Source organism: Priestia sp. YIM B13489 (genome assembly GCF_042787645.1).
In the GTDB taxonomy this organism is placed as follows: domain Bacteria; phylum Bacillota; class Bacilli; order Bacillales; family Bacillaceae_H; genus Priestia; species Priestia megaterium.
This window is the reverse complement of sequence record NZ_JBHZOQ010000053.1, coordinates 1,873,968-1,890,879: the sequence shown is the minus strand read 5'-3', so window position 1 is coordinate 1,890,879 and position 16,912 is coordinate 1,873,968. Positions and strand designations below refer to the sequence as shown.

Genomic DNA, 16,912 nt, shown 5'->3' with positions numbered 1-16,912 from the left:
GAATTGTGTTTATTTTAAGGTTAACCCCATATTAAAAAACACATTATTCCAGTTAACTTAAAATAGATTTGATATTTTTAAGAGCATTATAATGCATTCCTTTGTGATATAGACAAAAACTCAGAAATTCATCTATATACCTTAACTTTAGACCAGTAGAGGTTATGTATGGCTGTAAGCTCTTTTCGCCTAATTTTTTTGGTAGTATAAGATTCAAGCGCTGATTCTGTAGTGTTAATAAGTTTAACAGTTCAATTAAACTTGGTCGTTCTATAGACCATTCTGATGGCTTGGTACCGGGTGCAAATATATTGTTATAATGCTCCGGTATATTTATTTCTTCTCCAGCAAAAGAAAAAGCAAATTTCTCTTGTACAACGTATATATGGCCTAGATTCCACTTTATATTATTATTTAGCCCATCTGGGATAATCTCTGTGAAAGCATCATCCATATGAGAAACTAGTTTAATTGTATTTTCTCGCGCAAAATTTAGTTGATTGCAAATATAATGTTCCATCATTAATCTTCTTCCTCCTTTACAACCAAAAAGTTGGATAAGCTCTATCACTTCGTAAATTATTTACGACTAAGGCTACAAGCACAATAAGTAAAGATCCAATTAGAACAGGCGTAATAATATAACTCCACGATACCCCACCTAAGATAACAACAATTGGATCGGCTCCTGCTGGAGGATGTGTTGTCTTAGTAAGCATCATTAACGCAATCGCTAAGCCAACAGCTACTCCTAAAGTCCAAGCATTATTTCCAAATGCATGATATATCACTAAACCCACAAGAGTAGCAACTAAATGTCCTCCGATGATATTTCGTGGTTGAGACAAAGGAGCATTCCATACCCCAAATGCTAATACACAACTTGCTCCAAATGGCGCCATCAACCAGGGCGTTGGAGTCATGTCTGTCAATAATCCTAGAGCTAAAATGCTAATAAGACCTCCAATTAATCCTGTGGAAGCATCCTTAAGATTAATCTTTAATGGACTTTTTGTATTAGTAACCATTTTTGAAAAGAAACTCCTTTTAGGTATAGCTGTACCTTCTGTTTTTGATTGAACTGAACCTGTGACACTCATATGCTTCACTCCTTTTTATTTTTCATTTATTTTACATTCATTAAAACTAACCTGTCAATATTGATTTAATAGGTTAGTTTATGACGGTAACAAAAAAGACTTGAATTCATTTTAAGAATTCAAGCCTTTTTATTGTTTTTATGTTGAAATCGAGCTACTTTCTTTCGATTCCCACATATTTTCATTGAACACCATTTACGTCTGCCTGTTAAATCAATAAATAATAGCACACAATCAGGGTTACTACATCTTTTGATTTTTTGTAGCTTACCATCAGCAATCAAACGCAAAGCATCTAATGATAAGAGAGATAAAATTTTATTTAGTTTGCTGCCTTTAGGAACTTCTCTTAGTTCACCTGACTCAAATTGATATACGTAAGGGGCATTCTCAATGTTTTTTTCTAAGTTTGAGATCCAATTGTTATTAATAGAATTCCCATCTGCTATTCCTTCGAAATTTTCTCTTAGCGTAAAGCGAAACTCATGAATATGAGGTAGTATTTCAGTTGCTTCATCCCTGGATATATTTAAAATCTCCCTATCAAGAGAAGGAATTTGTTCATACATTGTATGAAGCCAGTCTAAAAGATCTTGTTCATGAACCATCAATTCATGGCGACGACCATGACTTATAACTTCTGTATTTACCAAATCAATAGAAAGAAAGCCAGAAACTAAAGGGAATGTTCTCTTACTACACATTATGTTCTTCCTCCCTAAGTCAATATTGGTCAAAATTAATAATACAATTATATATTATCTAACTTATGTTTGAAATGGCATTCACTAACTTGGATTGATTAACCTTTATTTTAAAACATTAACTAATTTAAAATAGTAATTTTGGTTTCCATAAGTTTGATTTTAGGAACCAATTAAAATCTTTTCTATAAAAAATAAATGTAGTTAATCCAAGATTAATTCTCGTTAAAAACTAAGGTGTTTAAAACATAGCTGTCATTCTTATTTCCAAAGACAATCATTTTACTAAAAGAGTATTTAGGGTGAAGGAATCTTTCTATATTCCTTATTCCAAATTACTTGACTAGAAGATGATTTTATAGTGATTTTTACCTTTAGGGGAATTTAAAAACTATAAATAACTTCATATTTACATGATTGGATAACATTTGTAAGTTAGAGACTTATCTATCATAATGACGCTAGTAAATGTAGTGTCAATAGTTTTAATTCAGTGGAATTGTTCGTATCCTCTGTTAAAGCTTCATCAACGTATCAAGTTCAATTTTCTGCTGTAATCTAATTTATTAAGAGCTATAGCAGTAAAGATATTACATAATTTTATTCATAGTTTCTTATTTGTAATCATATTTAAAAATAGTTTTGTAACAGTTTCAAATGAATACAAGGGTGAGCTTTATCAAAATAAAGTTTTAATTAGACAACGTTTTTTAAAAGGATAGTCAATTAGGAAAGCTATTAGCTCATGCTGGAATACCTGAATATTAAATATAAAAAATATGTCAGATTATCTAACCATATATTTGCATAAAACCTTAAAAGTAATATAATCATTCTATCTTATGAACAAAAGTGTTCAAAAATATATAATTGAACACTTTCGTAAAAAAAGTATGTACAAAACCCATCAAAGGTGTTTATAATACATTCTTATAAAGAGTAAATGTTCTAAAAATTATAAATTAATTTATTATTTCAAACTTTTAGAACTAATTATCTAATAAGTATTGATAATTTGAAGATAGTATTGGCCAGTACTACAAAACACATCGATTTTAAAATCAGAAATCTATTAAAACTTTTAAGGGAGAGAATAGTACAATGACAACAACTCTTACAGAAATCAAAGCATATAAACATGAGCCTTTTACAGACTTTACACTTGAAGAAAATAAAAAAGAATTTAGTAAAGCTTTAGAAACTGTACAAGCCGAACTAGGAAAAGATTATCCTCTAGTTATTGGTGAAGAGTTAATTACAACAGATGAAAAAATTGTATCGATTAACCCAGCAAATAAAGTAGAGATTATTGGACGAGTGTCTAAAACGAATCAAGAATTAGCTGAAAAAGCTATGCAAACAGCTCTTTCTACATTCAATACATGGAAAAAAGAAGATCCAGAAGTACGCGCAAACATTTTATTCCGTGCAGCTGACATTATCCGTCGTCGTAAACATGAATTCTCAAGCTATTTAGTTAAGGAAGCTGGTAAGCCTTGGAATGAGGCTGATGCAGATACAGCAGAAGCTATTGATTTTCTAGAGTTTTATGCACGCCAAATGTTGAAGTTAAAAGATGGGGTACCTGTACAAAGTCGTGAAGGGGAAGAAAATAAATTTAATTATATCCCACTTGGTGTAGGAATCATTATTTCTCCATTTAATTTTCCGTTAGCTATTATGGCAGGAACTGCAGCTGCAGCAATCGTTACAGGAAACACAATCTTATTAAAACCTGCTGATGCAACTCCTGTCGTAGCAGCGAAATTTGTAGAAGTAATGGAGGAAGCTGGTCTTCCTAAAGGAGTACTAAACTTTATTCCAGGCGTTACACCTGAGATTGGCGACTATTTAGTTCAACATCCTAAAACACGTTTTGTTTCATTCACAGGTTCTCGTGAAGTTGGTTGCCGTATTTATGAAAAAGCATCAAAAGTACAACCAGGGCAAAAATGGTTAAAACGTGTTATTGCTGAAATGGGTGGAAAAGATACAGTGGTTGTTGATAAAGATGCAGATTTAGATTTAGCAGCATCTTCTATCGTTTACTCTGCATTCGGCTTCTCAGGACAAAAATGTTCAGCTGGTTCTCGTGCTGTGGTTCATCAAGATGTGTATGACATTGTACTTGAAAAAGCAGTTGCATTAACAAAAACATTAAAAGTAGGGAATCCAGAAGATGTATCTACTTATATGGGACCTGTTAGTCATGAGGCTTCTTACAACAAAGTATTATCTTATATTGCAATCGGTAAAGAAGAGGGGCGCTTGATGACAGGTGGAGAAGCAGATGACTCTAAGGGTTACTTCATTCAGCCAACAATCTTTGCAGATGTCGATGAAAAAGCACGCCTAATGCAGGAAGAGATTTTTGGTCCAGTAGTGGCTTTCTGTAAAGCACGCGATTTCGATCATATGATGGAGATTGCAAATAACACTGACTATGCTTTGACAGGTGCGTTACTTTCTAACACACCTGCCCATATTGAAAGAGCAAAAGAAGAATTTCATGTAGGTAATCTTTATTTCAACCGTGGTTGTACAGGTGCAATTGTAGGCTATCATCCGTTTGGTGGATTTAACATGTCTGGAACTGATTCAAAAGCAGGAGGACCGGATTACTTAATCCTGCACATGCAAGCAAAAACAACAAGTACATCACTTTAAAAACAATGGGACAGCTTTTCGAGGCTGTCCCGGTTTTAAAGAAAGGTACATATATTTAGGGGGGGATTTTCATGTTAGCAGAGGTTTCAAAAAATGTTTTTCTTCATGCTTCTCAAAATAGAGTACTAAATAAGGCTGCAAAAAAATGGGGTCTTAAATTTGGAGCTTCTCAAGTTGTGGCGGGGGATACAATTGAGAGTGCCATGGTAAAAGTAAATCAATTAAATCAAAAGGGGTTAGTTTGCACTCTTGATCATCTAGGAGAATTTGTATCTAGTAGAGAAGAAGCTATAGAAGCAACACAATATAACGTACGTACATTAGAAGCTATGGGGAAATCAGGGGTAAATTGTAATCTATCCGTTAAAATGACCCAGCTTGGTCTGGATATTGATCCAAATTTCTGTATGGAAAATATGCGTCGAATCCTTGAAACGGCAAAAAAATATAATAATTTTGTACGAATTGATATGGAAGACTATGCACATTGCCAAATTACGTTAGATATCTTAAAAAAATTACGTCAAACTTATAGTTATGATAACGTAGGTACAGTTATTCAAGCATACTTATTTCGAGCTGAGCAAGATGTAAAAGACTTAAAAGGCATTTCTCTTAGATTGGTTAAAGGGGCTTATCAAGAATCTCCTACAGTAGCTTACCAAGAAAAGAAGGAAATAGATAATAATTACATGAGAATTATTGAAGAACATTTATTAAGTGGAAGCTATACAGCCATTGCCTCTCATGATCATAATATTATCGAAAAAGTAAAAGAATTTGCTGAAAAATATCACATCAATCGTAATCAATTTGAGTTTCAAATGCTATACGGATTTAGAACCGATATGCAGTTGAGTCTAGCTAAAGAAGGCTATAAAATGCGTGTTTATGTCCCTTTTGGAAATGACTGGTTTGGATATTTTATGCGTCGTATGGCAGAAAGACCACAAAATGTTGCATTTGCATTAAAAGGCTTTTTTTCTAAATGAATATCTAAATTTTCATAATATTTAGATATAACTGAGGTTCTGTCAAAAAAATTAAATAGCCTTTGTTATGTGAGCAAAGGCTTTTTCTGACGACTTTCTTCTCTACTCAACTATTAAATTTCCTTACTTTATGGATAGGAATATTAATTTTTACAAAGGAGGTTATAGGATATGCATGATCAACAGCCTGAGCTCAAAAAAGAACTAAAAACACGTCATATCACCATGATTTCTCTTGGTGGTGTCATTGGTGCTGGACTATTTATTGGAAGTGGAACATTAATTAATACTGCAGGACCTGGTTCGATTATCTCGTACGCATTTGCTGGTTTATTAGTCATTTTAGTAATGCGGATGCTAGGTGAAATGTCAACAGCCAATCCATCGAGTGGGTCGTTTGCTACTTACGCCAGAGAGGCACTTGGACCATGGGCTGGATATACTATTGGTTGGTTGTACTGGTTCTTTTGGGTTATTGTTATTGCAGTAGAAGCAATAGCTGGTGCAACAATTATTCAATATTGGTTTCCTTCTTTGCCATCCTGGTCCGTGAGCCTAATTCTTACCTTTCTGTTAACCTTAACTAACATATTTTCTGTTAAATCTTTTGGTGAATTTGAATATTGGTTTTCTTTAATTAAAGTAGTAAGTTTGGGTCTGTTTTTAATCCTTGGAGGAGCTATTATATGTGGTTTTATACCAGGAGTAGAATCACCTGGTACATCAAACCTTCTCGACAGAGGTGGATTCCTTCCCAATGGAATAAGTTCGATCTTCTTAGGAGTAACTGTTGTAATGTTCTCATTTATGGGAACAGAGATTGTAGCCACAGCCGCAGGTGAATCACCTCATCCAGAAAAAGCAATTATATCCGCAACAAATACCGTCATCTACAGAATTTTACTTTTCTATCTTGGCTCTATCCTGATTCTTGTAACAGTTCTTCCTTGGGATTCTTCAAGTTTGATGAAAAGCCCTTTTGTATCGCTCTTAGAAATTGTCAATATTCCAGCAGCAGCTCAAGTAATGAATTTTATCTTGTTAACAGCTGTACTTTCTTGCTTAAATTCAGGTCTTTATACAAGTTCTCGTATGTTATTTTCTATGGCTCAGAAAGGAGATGCTCCTAAACTGTTTTTAAAGGTAAATAGAAAAGGAATTCCTTTTAATGCAATTATAGGCTGTACAATTATTTCTTATATCAGCGTAGGTTTTAATTATCTTTCTCCTGATAAGATTTTTTTGTTTCTAGTCAATGCTTCTGGGGGAGTCGCTCTTCTTGTATATTTGGTAATCGCTTTCTCTCAATTACGTATGCGTAAAAGTTATGAAAAGGAGCAGCCTGAGAAACTCAAAATAAGAATGTGGCTGTTTCCTTACTTAACATACGGCACGATTGTTGGCATTACTAGTATTTTTATCGCAATGCCTTTTATTGATTCTTTACGTACACAGTTCTTTTTAACTTTACTAATAGCTTTATTCATTGTAGGATCTTTCTTTCTTACAAAAAACAGAAGGAATATAACAAAAATAGAAGTAGAGAAAAATATCTCTTAAATTTAAAGTCAATACAAATAAAGGAGCTATTTTTATGTGGATAATCACTACTTATTCAAATTTAAACAATACTACGATGTTTGAATATGAAAACGAAATAGAAGCAAGAAGAGCTTTTAAAGAAATCCAAGGCTGTAAGATCCTTTCGGAGGTTATTTATTTTAACGACTCTAAACTAGCTGTGAATGCATATTAATCTCTTATATTGTACGCTTCGTTATTAACGTTTGTTTTATAATTATTATAGAAGCTCGTCTAAAATAAACTTACCTCTAAGAGGTAAGCAATTTTTAGACGAGTTTTTTCACATATAAATATCTTTTGTTTTATCAACAAACGTTCGTTAAGGTGCATGTATTTAAAAGGACGTTCGTATTTTGTTATTTGAGTTAAACGGACGGTGAGAATGATAGATTTCTTATATAAAAGAAAAGTTCGCAAAAGTATACTTTTACGGACGAGATATTTAAATCTATTAGAAAATTTTAGAATAATTATTATCGGTAACAAAATAAAAAACCTTTATTTCCAATGATATACAGATAGCGCATTCATTGTTCTCGTAATCATCGTTTACACATCATCTGTTAAGTAGCGATGGATAGAAGAAAACACATTATCTCTTATCAGCTCTTCTTCATTTAATAAATGATGTTTTCCGTTCTCTATAAGTTCAACATCTATATTTGGAAACTTCTTTAGTAAGAAATCAACATTATATCTCCAATCCACTGTTGTGTCCTTTTTTCCCTGGAGGATGAGAACAGGGACAGAACTGGGATTCCCCTTCTTAATCAATTCATTCCATCTTATCAATGCTTCTACCCAACTGAGAGGGACCTGATCATACTGTAACGGATCATTCTTCACAAAACGCAAAAACTTTGCATCTGTTGAATTGTCTCGAAGTATCCTCTTCAAATTCCTGGTGAACGCTTTTAAGGGCTTTACTAAAATGGTGATTGCATTCCAGCGATAAGGCCGAACGAGGGGCGAGACAAGCACTGCTTTTCGAATCTGAGACGTTTCAGGGTTATTCAATATATAATCGACTGCAGCAGAAGCGCCCGTACTATGAGCCACGATATAGACGGGCAGAGAGCTTGAAGACAGGTGTCTACGTACGACTTCTCGAATACTTTCTGTATAGAGAGAAAACTCCGAAATGGCTCCCCGTTCTCCTGTTGACAATCCATGTCCTGGTAAATCAAATGTCAACACATGAAACCCTTGTTGAATCAAGAAACGAATGACAGTACTTAGTACTCCCGCATGATCATAATAACCGTGAAGAAGAAGAATATGAGCTTTTATCGGTAAGGGACGAAAAGATTGGATAAACAGCCGTTCATGGACAAACGATTCAAATCCGTAACGATACATTATGTTCTCTGTTGGGAGATTGTAAAACTCACTGTAACGTTTCATGTTTTCATTCATGGGGCGTGAATCGTATGTAAAGTGAAAATGCTGATCATTTTTAATGTTTTTAATAACTTGTTTCATATTCGACCTCTGTGTCTCCGTAATTTTTTTATGTCATTTAATAATATTATATTCCTCATTTACTAATGAAAAATGAAAAACCAAAAGAAAAGTTTTATGTAATTAAGTCATCGGTGTTTATTTTTTTGATTATTAAAAGCTTTATGCAGTTTTTACTGCATAAAGCTTTTAATAATCAACGATAACCCAATTGCTATACAAAACATACTATTGTAAATACAGTTTTTATTGCTTGGATAAACCGTTTTTCATCTGGTTTCTACTGCTCATTGTTTGCATAGTTGGTGCCCCTGTTTTATTTCCATTTCCTCTTATTATCCAAATCACTAAAGTCCCAATTCCTATGCTTAAAAGTGACAGTAGCATGCCTCTGTTATTATTTTTCTTTGCAAATAGGCCATTAACATTAAATAAAGAAGTTAGCTGCTGTACATTATTCATTATGCAAATCCCTCTTTGATAAGTGTTTGAAAGAAATCTCTCTTCCAACATCTTTATTTTTTACCGACGCTACATATATATACTAGGAAAATGATCTATCGTTACTTGGGTTTTCAAATTATTTCCTGTAATTATTTAAAAACCAATGTAAACCTTAATACATATATGACTATTAGAAGGAGTGGAAAAAGAATGAAGACAAAAAAATATGTACTGGGACTCTTATCAGCTATTTTATCAGTAGGATTTCTTTTTGGTTGTAATGATAAAAAAGATGAAGCTGAGCCTGATCCAACTGAAGAACCGTCCGAACAAAAAGCTCAAAATAATCGTGATAACAATGATCTACGAGACGTGGGATTTCAACCCGACGGTGTTCAAAATAACAATGTAGATAATAATAATCAGACACGATTAGAGGTAGCTGATAAAGCTGCGGATCGTATTGCTAAATTAAATGAAGTAGATACTGCGAATGTGATTGTTACAAACCGAAATGCATACGTGGCTGTTGTTTTAAAGAATGAAGCAAACGGGGAAGTAACCGACCGTTTAAAAAAGAAGATTTCAGATCAAGTAAAAGTTACAGATAAAGATATTCGAAATGTGTATGTGTCATCCGATCCTGATTTTGTGAATCGTATGGAAGGGTACGGAAATCGAATTAATGAAGGTTCGACAAGAAATGGCCTATTTGAAGATTTTACTGAAACCGTTAAAAGAGTATTCCCTAATAATCGTTAAACAGAAATGATGAGATATAAAAAAGTAATTTTTTATGTTTTAGAAAGAGAGGCCTCCTTATAGATTAAGGAGGTTTCATATATGCTTCTCTCTCTATTATACGAAATGACTTAATAGTTATTTTTGGTTCCTTTTTACTATCATAGGAGCATTGATCATGTAATGGATGCTTCATTAGGAGAGAAGAGTCTATCTAAAATTGAAGGAGAAAATCAGGATGGATTATAAAATATTCAAGATAATTAATCAACTGGCTGGGCGTTATTCTATATTGGATATGCTGATGATATTGGTTTCAAATAAGGTACGTTATCTATTCGCTTTTGTGTTAATGTCGATGTGGTTTCGAGGCCATTCGTACAGAAAAGTGATAAGATATGCCTTAATATCTGCGGCCTTTACGTTGTTGATTGACATGTTAATTCAATGTTTTTATTTTAAGCCTCGTCCTTTTATAAAGCACCGTGTCGGCATCCTTATTCCTTCAAAGATGAATTCCGCATTCTTAAGTAAACATACGTTGCTTGCAACTGCTGTAGCCACTTCTATTTTTCTACGTGAACGTGTTCTCGGGTCAGTTATGTGGGGAATGTCCTTGTTAACAGGATTCTCAAGGATTTGGGTAGGGCATCATTATCCCTCTGATATTGTCCGAAGCCTCTTTATTGGTAGCTTAACAAGTATTATTGTTGAGAAAGTTTTTGGTTCTCTAAAAATAATGAATCGAAAATCAAAAAAGTATTATGCCCAAATACGTAAATGAAGCATTTTCACTAGCTAATAATGTCTCGATTCTGTACTTGCTTTAATAATTAGTTAAAGCAGTTACTATAGCGAAGGCTTCTACTAATAACGACAAGATAAAGCTCTTAAGGGAAAAATTCCCTAAGCGCCTCATTTTTAGTTGTAAAATTTGTATTTAGGCTGATGAGCTAAACAATCTTACCGATCTCCTGTAGTTTATCATTGAGCTTTATACATATGAGATTTTAAAATTATTCATTACTTAAGTCTCTTTTTGTTTTATCACTGGATTTATTTAAGACAAATCCTGTAATTAGCTCATTAAATTGAACCCACTTTTTTGTAGGCAGTTGGTGACCCTGTTGTGGTAAAACAAAGAATTCAGCATGCTTACATTTATTTTTATACTCTTTCATATAGTGGGTAGTCCAATCCTTTTTCCCACCATATATAAACAACAAAGGCATAGTTAAGTGATGAAGTTTGTCTAAACAGTTATAGTGTAATGAATGATTATAATACTGATACCATGATTCTTGATCTGCTTTTTTCATATAACTAACTAGGCTCTTTCTTAGTGTCTTGTCCTGAGTATGACTTATAGAAAGGCTTTTTATTAATATATTTAGGTGTTCTTTTACCATATACATTCCTATTTTATGTAATAGTTGTCCAGGTATATCTCTTACTATAGGGTAAGTTCCTGAGAAAACTAATAATTCGACTCTATCGGGATGATAAATAGCCAGCTCTTGAGCAATTAGACAACCAGCAGAATAACCACATATAATAGCCTTGTCTAAATGCAGCGCATCCATAAAACGCAATACTTCGTTTGCATAGAAGGAAATTGATACAGTTTGTTCAGCTCTAGGACTTCGTCCATGACCACTTAAATCTGGAAAGATGACTCTCATATGCTTGGATAAATCGTATTGATAATGGAAGACTTTATTTCCCATGCCAGGTGGATGAATAAAGATGACTGGCATACCCTGTCCACGCTCTTCATAATACAAGTATTTATTAGTGTCTATTTCGATAAAAGGCATGATTATTTCTCACTCCAAAATCAATTAATAATTACTCTTTAGTTAAGGTTAATCTAGTTTATGAAAACCAAGATCTTTTTTCATCTTACATTTAACTCCATATAATTAACTATTTGTTCTGTATTGTTTAAAATCAAAGATCCTTTTTATTATTTATTATGAGGTTATTATAGTGAGACTATACAGACTAAAAAGGAGGAGATTTTAGAATTGTTAATAGGATTTCTGATAATGCTGATTATGTGAACTAAACATGTATACAATACACAGCTTAAAAAGCAGAAAAACTCCCATCGGTTGGAAGGGAGTTTTTCTGCTTTTTAGGAGTTTGCTATAGTATTATGATTTATCCATCTTGAGTAGTTTGCTTAAAAGATAAACTTTTATTCATTTATATAAAAAGAAAAAACATTCATGACAGGTAGCTAAAGCTTATACATATAGTAAGAGATAAATTAATTAAAAAGGTGATTATTATGTTTCGAAAAATACCGGTTGTTCTTGTCGGAAGCTTATTATTAAGTATAGGAATTAATGGATTTTTAGTTCCTCATTATTTGTTAGATGGAGGAACAATTGGAATCGCTCTCATCCTTCACTATTATTTTGAATTTTCTACAGGTTTAACGATGATTATTTTGGGCTTACCATTATGTTGGTTTGCTTGGGTTTATGAAAGAACTTATTTTTATAATAGTTTTTATGGGTTACTTATTTCTTCTTTATTGATTGATTGGCTAGAGCCTATTAAAGACCAGTTTCAACTTCCTGTTTTTCCTAGTGTAATCTTTGGAGGAATATGTATTGGGACGGGAGTTGGTCTTATGCTTCGATACGAGACAAGTACTGGAGGAACAGATTTACTAGCACAACTTATATCAAAAGCTTTTTCCTTAAACATAGGGATGGTTATTTTAATTATAGATGGTTTTATCATAACAGCAGCTCTTCCTTTATTAGGACCTAAAACGTTTCTTTTTTCATGTTCAACAATTTTTATAGGTGGAATGACGACTTCGTTAATTACAAAAAAGGAATAATTAGGATTATAAAGTTAGTATTTTCTATCCTCCGTTTTTTGCCCCTCCCTTTCTACAACCTTCAATCGCTTTATAAGTTCATGTTAATTATTTTAACTTATAAACCTAAAGTCCTTCTAAAATGGCCTTCTTTTAGAGTGAACTAAAATACATAAACCTTTTCGTGAAAATTAAGGAATGCTGCTATAACATTTGTTTGATTATAAATTGAATACCATATCTCTTTCTAAATCATACTATATAAGTACATTTGTATTTATATGAAAATCAGGAGGGTCTATTAATGAGCAATGGTAATACACCGGCAATTGGATTCATTTACAATGGTGAATTTTACGAGATACTTATAAATCAGAAGTCCACAACATTTAAGGAAAACATTAGCCCCCAGGAATCTAGATTACCTACGAAGTTAAACTTTCCTGGTGAAGACGAAAAAAAATTAGTTTTTGTTTCCTATAATTCCACCGGAAATGGTCAGACACCAATAATACTTGAGAAATCTAATCAATTACCAGAAAACGCTATAAAAATGCTATTAGAATACAGTATTGATTCGTCTAGACCTTTCTTATAAGGGAGACTTAATGTGGAATCTATTTTCAAAAAAATATAGCATGATTCTCCATAAGGACTATTTTTATAGGGACTAACATATATATATAATGCAGACTTTTTATGCATTCACCTTCCACTGGGGTATCGAGAAAACGTAGTCATATCAAGGATGTATAAAAAGCTGCATACTCCGGAAAAAGAACCCTCGGCGGAACCGTTCTGCGACAAGGGTTCTTTTTTGTCGTGTCTTCCGGAAAGAGTGTTTATGTAAACTAGGAATGAATATGATATTCATATTATTAGAGATATAATTTAAGTAACTATTTGTAAAGGAGTTAGTTTATTGAAAAAGTATGAAAAGATGTTAATAGCATTCAATGATAAGGAATTAAATTGTTATGCGAATCAAGGAGATTGGCTTTATATTGCAACTAAGAAGGATACAAAAAAGGGATTATTTCGTTTAGCTAACTACTTGCATTATTTTGTTTCTTTAAATTCAGAACGCATTCCTTCTGAATTTGGGGTTGTAAAGAAGATTGAAGGCTATGTTACAGCAGAAGATTTAGCTAAATTGGATTATGAAAGTAGAAAACAGGATGTATCACTTATAACAGATCAAGTGTTAATAGATTATGAAAAATTCCTTCAAAAGATAAATGCTCAACCTGAACATACTCCTATGGCAGTTACATGGTTAGAAAAAAGGTTCCCTAATAATACAAAAGAGTTAAGGGTACATAAAAAGTTCTTTTCTGGCATGTCTAAAGCAGAAAAGAAATCTATATTTGAATTTACAATTAGAGATGGCTCTCAATAACACAAGCGCTAACAATTTGACGTTAGCGCTTATGTTGTTCCTAAAATCTTGATTATGTTAACTGATTTTGTATATTATATTCACTTTTCATATTAGCATTCGAAACTTTTATTAGTAAAAAAAAGAAAGAACAACATAACATTTTCTTCCTGTGATAGCATCAATTTAAGTAAATTCATAAATAAATTAGGGAGAGATCAGAATGACAGTTCGCTTAGTGAAAGGATCAGATTATTATATACTATCACCGTTAATCAACGAATGGTGGAATGGAAGACAAATGTCTGACTTGTTGCCAAAGCTTTTTTTTTGATCATTTTAAAAATACTAGCTTTATTGTTGAAGAAGAAGGTGAAATCATAGGCTTTTTAATTGGATTCTTATCTCAATCTTATTCGAATGAAGCATATATTCACTTTGTTGGAATTCATCCGCAGCACAGGGGAAAAGGTATTGGGAGACATTTATATAATCAATTTTTCGACGTAATTAAACAAAATGGCCGTAATATTGTTCGCTGTGTGACTTCTCCTGTGAATAAAGCTTCAATTGCTTATCATACTAAAATGGGTTTTGAAATTGAACAGGGGAATAAACCTAATCAAGATAAGGTTCTATTTGTAAAGTACTTGAATTAATTCAAGTACTTTTTCTATCGATAATTTACATTATGGTGCGACAAGAAGTCGCTTTCTTACAGTGTAGCTAACGCTACTCATCTAGACGCGAAGATGATCTCCATCCGAAACGGCATTCTTGGTAACGAGTCTGTCGGTTGCATGAGGAAATGTGGAAACAGAGGACAAATGCATGGTCCAGAATACTGCTAGGAGAAAATAGGTACGGCAAACGAACGTGAAGGTTTGTAAGCTTCGTAAGCGTTAGCTCAAGATAGTGCATAGTTTTGCTTGGGTCTTGGCAAGAGGAACAGTAGATTCATAAAGCTACTCTGATGCGTCCCGCATCTTGCCCGGAGTAAAGAACCTGCCTTCCCCTATTGCATCTGTAGAAAGTGAAACTTGGTAAGCCCTATGTCATCTGCATAAGCAGTAGGATGACTGTAAAGTCAAACAATGTGACAGAGGGTATGGGATATGAGAAAAAGCGAAAGCCGTTACCCTGAAAAGGAACAGGAAAGCAGAATGATTGTATAACTGGACGGATACTGTCGGTTTTACAGACAATGACAGGCTCGAAAGAGCGCCCACTTCTCATGGGTCTTCAACACGAAAATAAATTTGTGGCTATCTTCTAACGAAAAGGAGCGTGCTGTTATGAATACCTCTCTACGAGCGTCGGCGCACGTCTCGCATAAAGATTGGTACTCTATTGATTGGAGTATTATACAAAAATATGTAGCGAAGTTACGACAAAGAATTTATCGTGCCGAACAACAAAATCAACAAAGAAAAGTAAGGAAACTTCAACGTTTACTCCTTCGGAGTAAAGCAAATTTACTGCTTTCTATTCGCAGAGTAACACAACAGAATAACGGTAAGCGAACACCTGGTGTAGATGGCTATACGGCCTCAAAACCAAATGAACGTATCAAACTTTATCAACAACTAGTTCAATGCAATGTCTTTCGTCATCGTCCAAAGCCAGCAAAACGAACGTTTATTCCGAAGAAAAACGGAAAGCTAAGACCTTTGGGTATTCCTACGATGCGAGACCGAGTCTATCAAAACGTAGTAAAAAACGCACTTGAACCCCAATGGGAGGTCAAATTTGAACCTACTTCCTACGGTTTTCGTCCCAAACGAAGTACACATGATGCAATAAGTAATCTGTTTAAGAAGCTTAACACCAATAGCAAGAAAAAGTGGGTATTCGAAGGAGATTTTTTAGGATGTTTCGACCATCTTAATCATAAGTGGATAGTGGAACAAACATCTATGTTTCCGGGAAACATTCTCATTAAAAGGTGGCTTAAAATGGGATACATAGAGCAGGATATGCTTCATACGACAACAGAAGGAACCCCTCAAGGGGGGATCGTGTCTCCACTTCTAGCTAATATCGCTTTATGCGGTATGGAAGAAGAGATTGGTATTGTTTATAAAAAGACATACAAACCAAACGGAGGATATAAAATCGACCCCAAATGTAAGATAGGACGTGTTCTCTACGCAGATGACTTCGTCATCGTAACGGAAACGAAGGAAAGCGCGGAAAGCATGTATCGAAACCTCGCTCCTTACTTACAAAAACGAGGAATTACACTTAGTATGGATAAAACTAGGGTTACACATATTGAGGACGGGTTTGATTTTCTTGGCTTCTCGCTGCGTCAATATAATACGGGACAAGGAAAGAAATTATTTATCAAACCTAGCAGAGAAAGCATTAAAAAGGCTAAAAACAAGATAAAGGATACGTTCTCTGTGATGAGAGGACGACCAGTAAAAGAAATAATACGTGTTTTAAACCCGATTATTCGTGGCTACGGACAGTATTGGGAACATGTCGTATCCAAAAAGACTTACAGCTACATGGACAATTATATTTTCCTAAAAGTGAGAAAGCATTTGAAACAATTGCATCCAAAGAAGTCGAGAAAATGGATTAGCCAGCGTTATTTTAAGAAGCCCCACCACGGTGGGAATAATAAATGGATTCTCACATGTCCAGTTACTAACATTCAATTGTTAAAGATGTCCTGGATTAAGATAGAACGGCATGTCATGGTAGCCTATAAAAACAGCCCAGATGATCCAAGTCTAAGAGAGTATTGGGAAAAAAGAGACCGTAAGGTCTTTAATAGCGAAAATACTTTAGATAGGATGAAACTCGCAAGAAAACAAGGATATCGTTGTGCGTTGTGTAAACAAACTCTACAAAATGGAGAAAAAGTTACAGTACGAAACCTAGAGGTTTCTACAGGTGAATTTGCTAAACTAGTACATGTACCGTGTATTAGATAAGTTGTTCGGATAAAAAGAAGGCTTGAGCCGTATGACGGGAAATCTGTCACGTACGGTTCT

The 16,912-nt window shown here is 33.9% G+C and carries 15 protein-coding genes and 1 pseudogene; 10 read left to right on the top strand and 6 right to left on the bottom strand.

All coding sequences use genetic code 11. The features are described 5' to 3' along the window. Positions 1 to 52: 52 nt before the first annotated feature. The 3 genes from ACFX4W_RS15480 to ACFX4W_RS15470 all read right to left on the bottom strand — a co-directional run bounded on the left by ACFX4W_RS15480 (position 53) and on the right by ACFX4W_RS15470 (position 1,804). Entirely contained in the window at positions 53 to 523 is a 471-nt protein-coding gene (locus tag ACFX4W_RS15480; RefSeq protein WP_241771356.1) for a DinB family protein, read from the bottom strand. 16 nt (positions 524 to 539) lie between these two features. Beyond that, complete coding sequence (locus ACFX4W_RS15475) at positions 540 to 1,100, bottom strand: HPP family protein (RefSeq protein ID WP_043979289.1); 561 nt, start codon at positions 1,098 to 1,100, stop codon at positions 540 to 542. A 119-nt stretch (positions 1,101 to 1,219) separates the two neighbouring features. Continuing rightward, a complete protein-coding gene (locus tag ACFX4W_RS15470; RefSeq protein WP_043979286.1) occupies positions 1,220 to 1,804 on the bottom strand; it encodes a CGNR zinc finger domain-containing protein in 585 nt (194 codons plus the stop codon). Between the two features lie 1,101 nt (positions 1,805 to 2,905). Here ACFX4W_RS15470 and pruA point away from each other — a divergent pair. The 3 genes from pruA (at position 2,906) to ACFX4W_RS15455 (ending at position 7,023) form a co-directional block, all read left to right on the top strand. After that, entirely contained in the window at positions 2,906 to 4,471 is a 1,566-nt protein-coding gene (gene pruA / locus ACFX4W_RS15465) for an L-glutamate gamma-semialdehyde dehydrogenase (protein WP_028408064.1), read from the top strand. Between the two features lie 71 nt (positions 4,472 to 4,542). Further along, complete coding sequence (locus ACFX4W_RS15460) at positions 4,543 to 5,463, top strand: proline dehydrogenase family protein (RefSeq protein WP_237074707.1); 921 nt, start codon at positions 4,543 to 4,545, stop codon at positions 5,461 to 5,463. 171 nt (positions 5,464 to 5,634) lie between these two features. Further along, the gene (locus ACFX4W_RS15455) at positions 5,635 to 7,023 is read left to right on the top strand and encodes an amino acid permease (protein ID WP_074898028.1); all 1,389 of its coding nucleotides are present in this window, start codon (positions 5,635 to 5,637) and stop codon (positions 7,021 to 7,023) included. 573 nt (positions 7,024 to 7,596) lie between these two features. Here ACFX4W_RS15455 and ACFX4W_RS15450 read toward each other — a convergent pair. Both ACFX4W_RS15450 and ACFX4W_RS15445 read right to left on the bottom strand, forming a co-directional pair. Beyond that, the gene (locus ACFX4W_RS15450) at positions 7,597 to 8,529 is read right to left on the bottom strand and encodes an alpha/beta hydrolase (RefSeq protein ID WP_043979278.1); all 933 of its coding nucleotides are present in this window, start codon (positions 8,527 to 8,529) and stop codon (positions 7,597 to 7,599) included. A 225-nt stretch (positions 8,530 to 8,754) separates the two neighbouring features. Further along, a complete protein-coding gene (locus ACFX4W_RS15445; protein ID WP_043979275.1) occupies positions 8,755 to 8,970 on the bottom strand; it encodes a hypothetical protein in 216 nt (71 codons plus the stop codon). Positions 8,971 to 9,162: 192 nt separating this feature from the next. Between ACFX4W_RS15445 and ACFX4W_RS15440 the strand changes: the two genes are divergently transcribed. Together ACFX4W_RS15440 and ACFX4W_RS15435 are read left to right on the top strand one after the other, a co-directional pair. After that, the gene (locus ACFX4W_RS15440) at positions 9,163 to 9,714 is read left to right on the top strand and encodes a YhcN/YlaJ family sporulation lipoprotein (protein ID WP_052500317.1); all 552 of its coding nucleotides are present in this window, start codon (positions 9,163 to 9,165) and stop codon (positions 9,712 to 9,714) included. Between the two features lie 217 nt (positions 9,715 to 9,931). Further along, positions 9,932 to 10,477 carry an undecaprenyl-diphosphatase gene (locus tag ACFX4W_RS15435; protein ID WP_165575356.1) on the top strand — a complete coding sequence of 182 codons (546 nt, stop codon included), beginning with the start codon at positions 9,932 to 9,934 and terminating at the stop codon, positions 10,475 to 10,477. Positions 10,478 to 10,709: 232 nt separating this feature from the next. Here the strand turns inward: ACFX4W_RS15435 and ACFX4W_RS15430 are convergent, their stop codons facing one another. After that, complete coding sequence (locus tag ACFX4W_RS15430; protein WP_043979270.1) at positions 10,710 to 11,510, bottom strand: alpha/beta fold hydrolase; 801 nt, start codon at positions 11,508 to 11,510, stop codon at positions 10,710 to 10,712. A 476-nt stretch (positions 11,511 to 11,986) separates the two neighbouring features. Between ACFX4W_RS15430 and ACFX4W_RS15425 the strand changes: the two genes are divergently transcribed. The 5 genes and pseudogenes from ACFX4W_RS15425 to ltrA all read left to right on the top strand — a co-directional run bounded on the left by ACFX4W_RS15425 (position 11,987) and on the right by ltrA (position 16,852). Continuing rightward, positions 11,987 to 12,550 carry a YitT family protein gene (locus tag ACFX4W_RS15425; protein WP_237074709.1) on the top strand — a complete coding sequence of 188 codons (564 nt, stop codon included), beginning with the start codon at positions 11,987 to 11,989 and terminating at the stop codon, positions 12,548 to 12,550. Positions 12,551 to 12,833: 283 nt separating this feature from the next. Continuing rightward, positions 12,834 to 13,127 (top strand): hypothetical protein, encoded by a 294-nt coding sequence (locus ACFX4W_RS15420; RefSeq protein WP_052500316.1) that lies wholly within the window; start codon positions 12,834 to 12,836, stop codon positions 13,125 to 13,127. Between the two features lie 324 nt (positions 13,128 to 13,451). Next, the gene (locus tag ACFX4W_RS15415) at positions 13,452 to 13,928 is read left to right on the top strand and encodes a hypothetical protein (protein ID WP_237074710.1); all 477 of its coding nucleotides are present in this window, start codon (positions 13,452 to 13,454) and stop codon (positions 13,926 to 13,928) included. A 202-nt stretch (positions 13,929 to 14,130) separates the two neighbouring features. Beyond that, positions 14,131 to 14,566: pseudogene (locus ACFX4W_RS15410) on the top strand (GNAT family N-acetyltransferase). A 636-nt stretch (positions 14,567 to 15,202) separates the two neighbouring features. Then, entirely contained in the window at positions 15,203 to 16,852 is a 1,650-nt protein-coding gene (gene ltrA / locus ACFX4W_RS15405; protein ID WP_377559498.1) for a group II intron reverse transcriptase/maturase, read from the top strand. Positions 16,853 to 16,912: the final 60 nt, after the last annotated feature.

Bases quoted from the DNA above. Each gene is read 5' to 3' on its own strand.
- ACFX4W_RS15480 (WP_241771356.1), bottom strand. From the start codon at position 523: ATGATGGAACATTATATTTGCAATCAACTAAATTTTGCGCGAGAAAAT.
- ACFX4W_RS15475 (WP_043979289.1), bottom strand. From the start codon at position 1,100: ATGAGTGTCACAGGTTCAGTTCAATCAAAAACAGAAGGTACAGCTATA.
- ACFX4W_RS15470 (WP_043979286.1), bottom strand. From the start codon at position 1,804: ATGTGTAGTAAGAGAACATTCCCTTTAGTTTCTGGCTTTCTTTCTATT.
- pruA (WP_028408064.1), top strand. From the start codon at position 2,906: ATGACAACAACTCTTACAGAAATCAAAGCATATAAACATGAGCCTTTT.
- ACFX4W_RS15460 (WP_237074707.1), top strand. From the start codon at position 4,543: ATGTTAGCAGAGGTTTCAAAAAATGTTTTTCTTCATGCTTCTCAAAAT.
- ACFX4W_RS15455 (WP_074898028.1), top strand. From the start codon at position 5,635: ATGCATGATCAACAGCCTGAGCTCAAAAAAGAACTAAAAACACGTCAT.
- ACFX4W_RS15450 (WP_043979278.1), bottom strand. From the start codon at position 8,529: ATGAAACAAGTTATTAAAAACATTAAAAATGATCAGCATTTTCACTTT.
- ACFX4W_RS15445 (WP_043979275.1), bottom strand. From the start codon at position 8,970: ATGAATAATGTACAGCAGCTAACTTCTTTATTTAATGTTAATGGCCTA.
- ACFX4W_RS15440 (WP_052500317.1), top strand. From the start codon at position 9,163: ATGAAGACAAAAAAATATGTACTGGGACTCTTATCAGCTATTTTATCA.
- ACFX4W_RS15435 (WP_165575356.1), top strand. From the start codon at position 9,932: ATGGATTATAAAATATTCAAGATAATTAATCAACTGGCTGGGCGTTAT.
- ACFX4W_RS15430 (WP_043979270.1), bottom strand. From the start codon at position 11,510: ATGCCTTTTATCGAAATAGACACTAATAAATACTTGTATTATGAAGAG.
- ACFX4W_RS15425 (WP_237074709.1), top strand. From the start codon at position 11,987: ATGTTTCGAAAAATACCGGTTGTTCTTGTCGGAAGCTTATTATTAAGT.
- ACFX4W_RS15420 (WP_052500316.1), top strand. From the start codon at position 12,834: ATGAGCAATGGTAATACACCGGCAATTGGATTCATTTACAATGGTGAA.
- ltrA (WP_377559498.1), top strand. From the start codon at position 15,203: ATGAATACCTCTCTACGAGCGTCGGCGCACGTCTCGCATAAAGATTGG.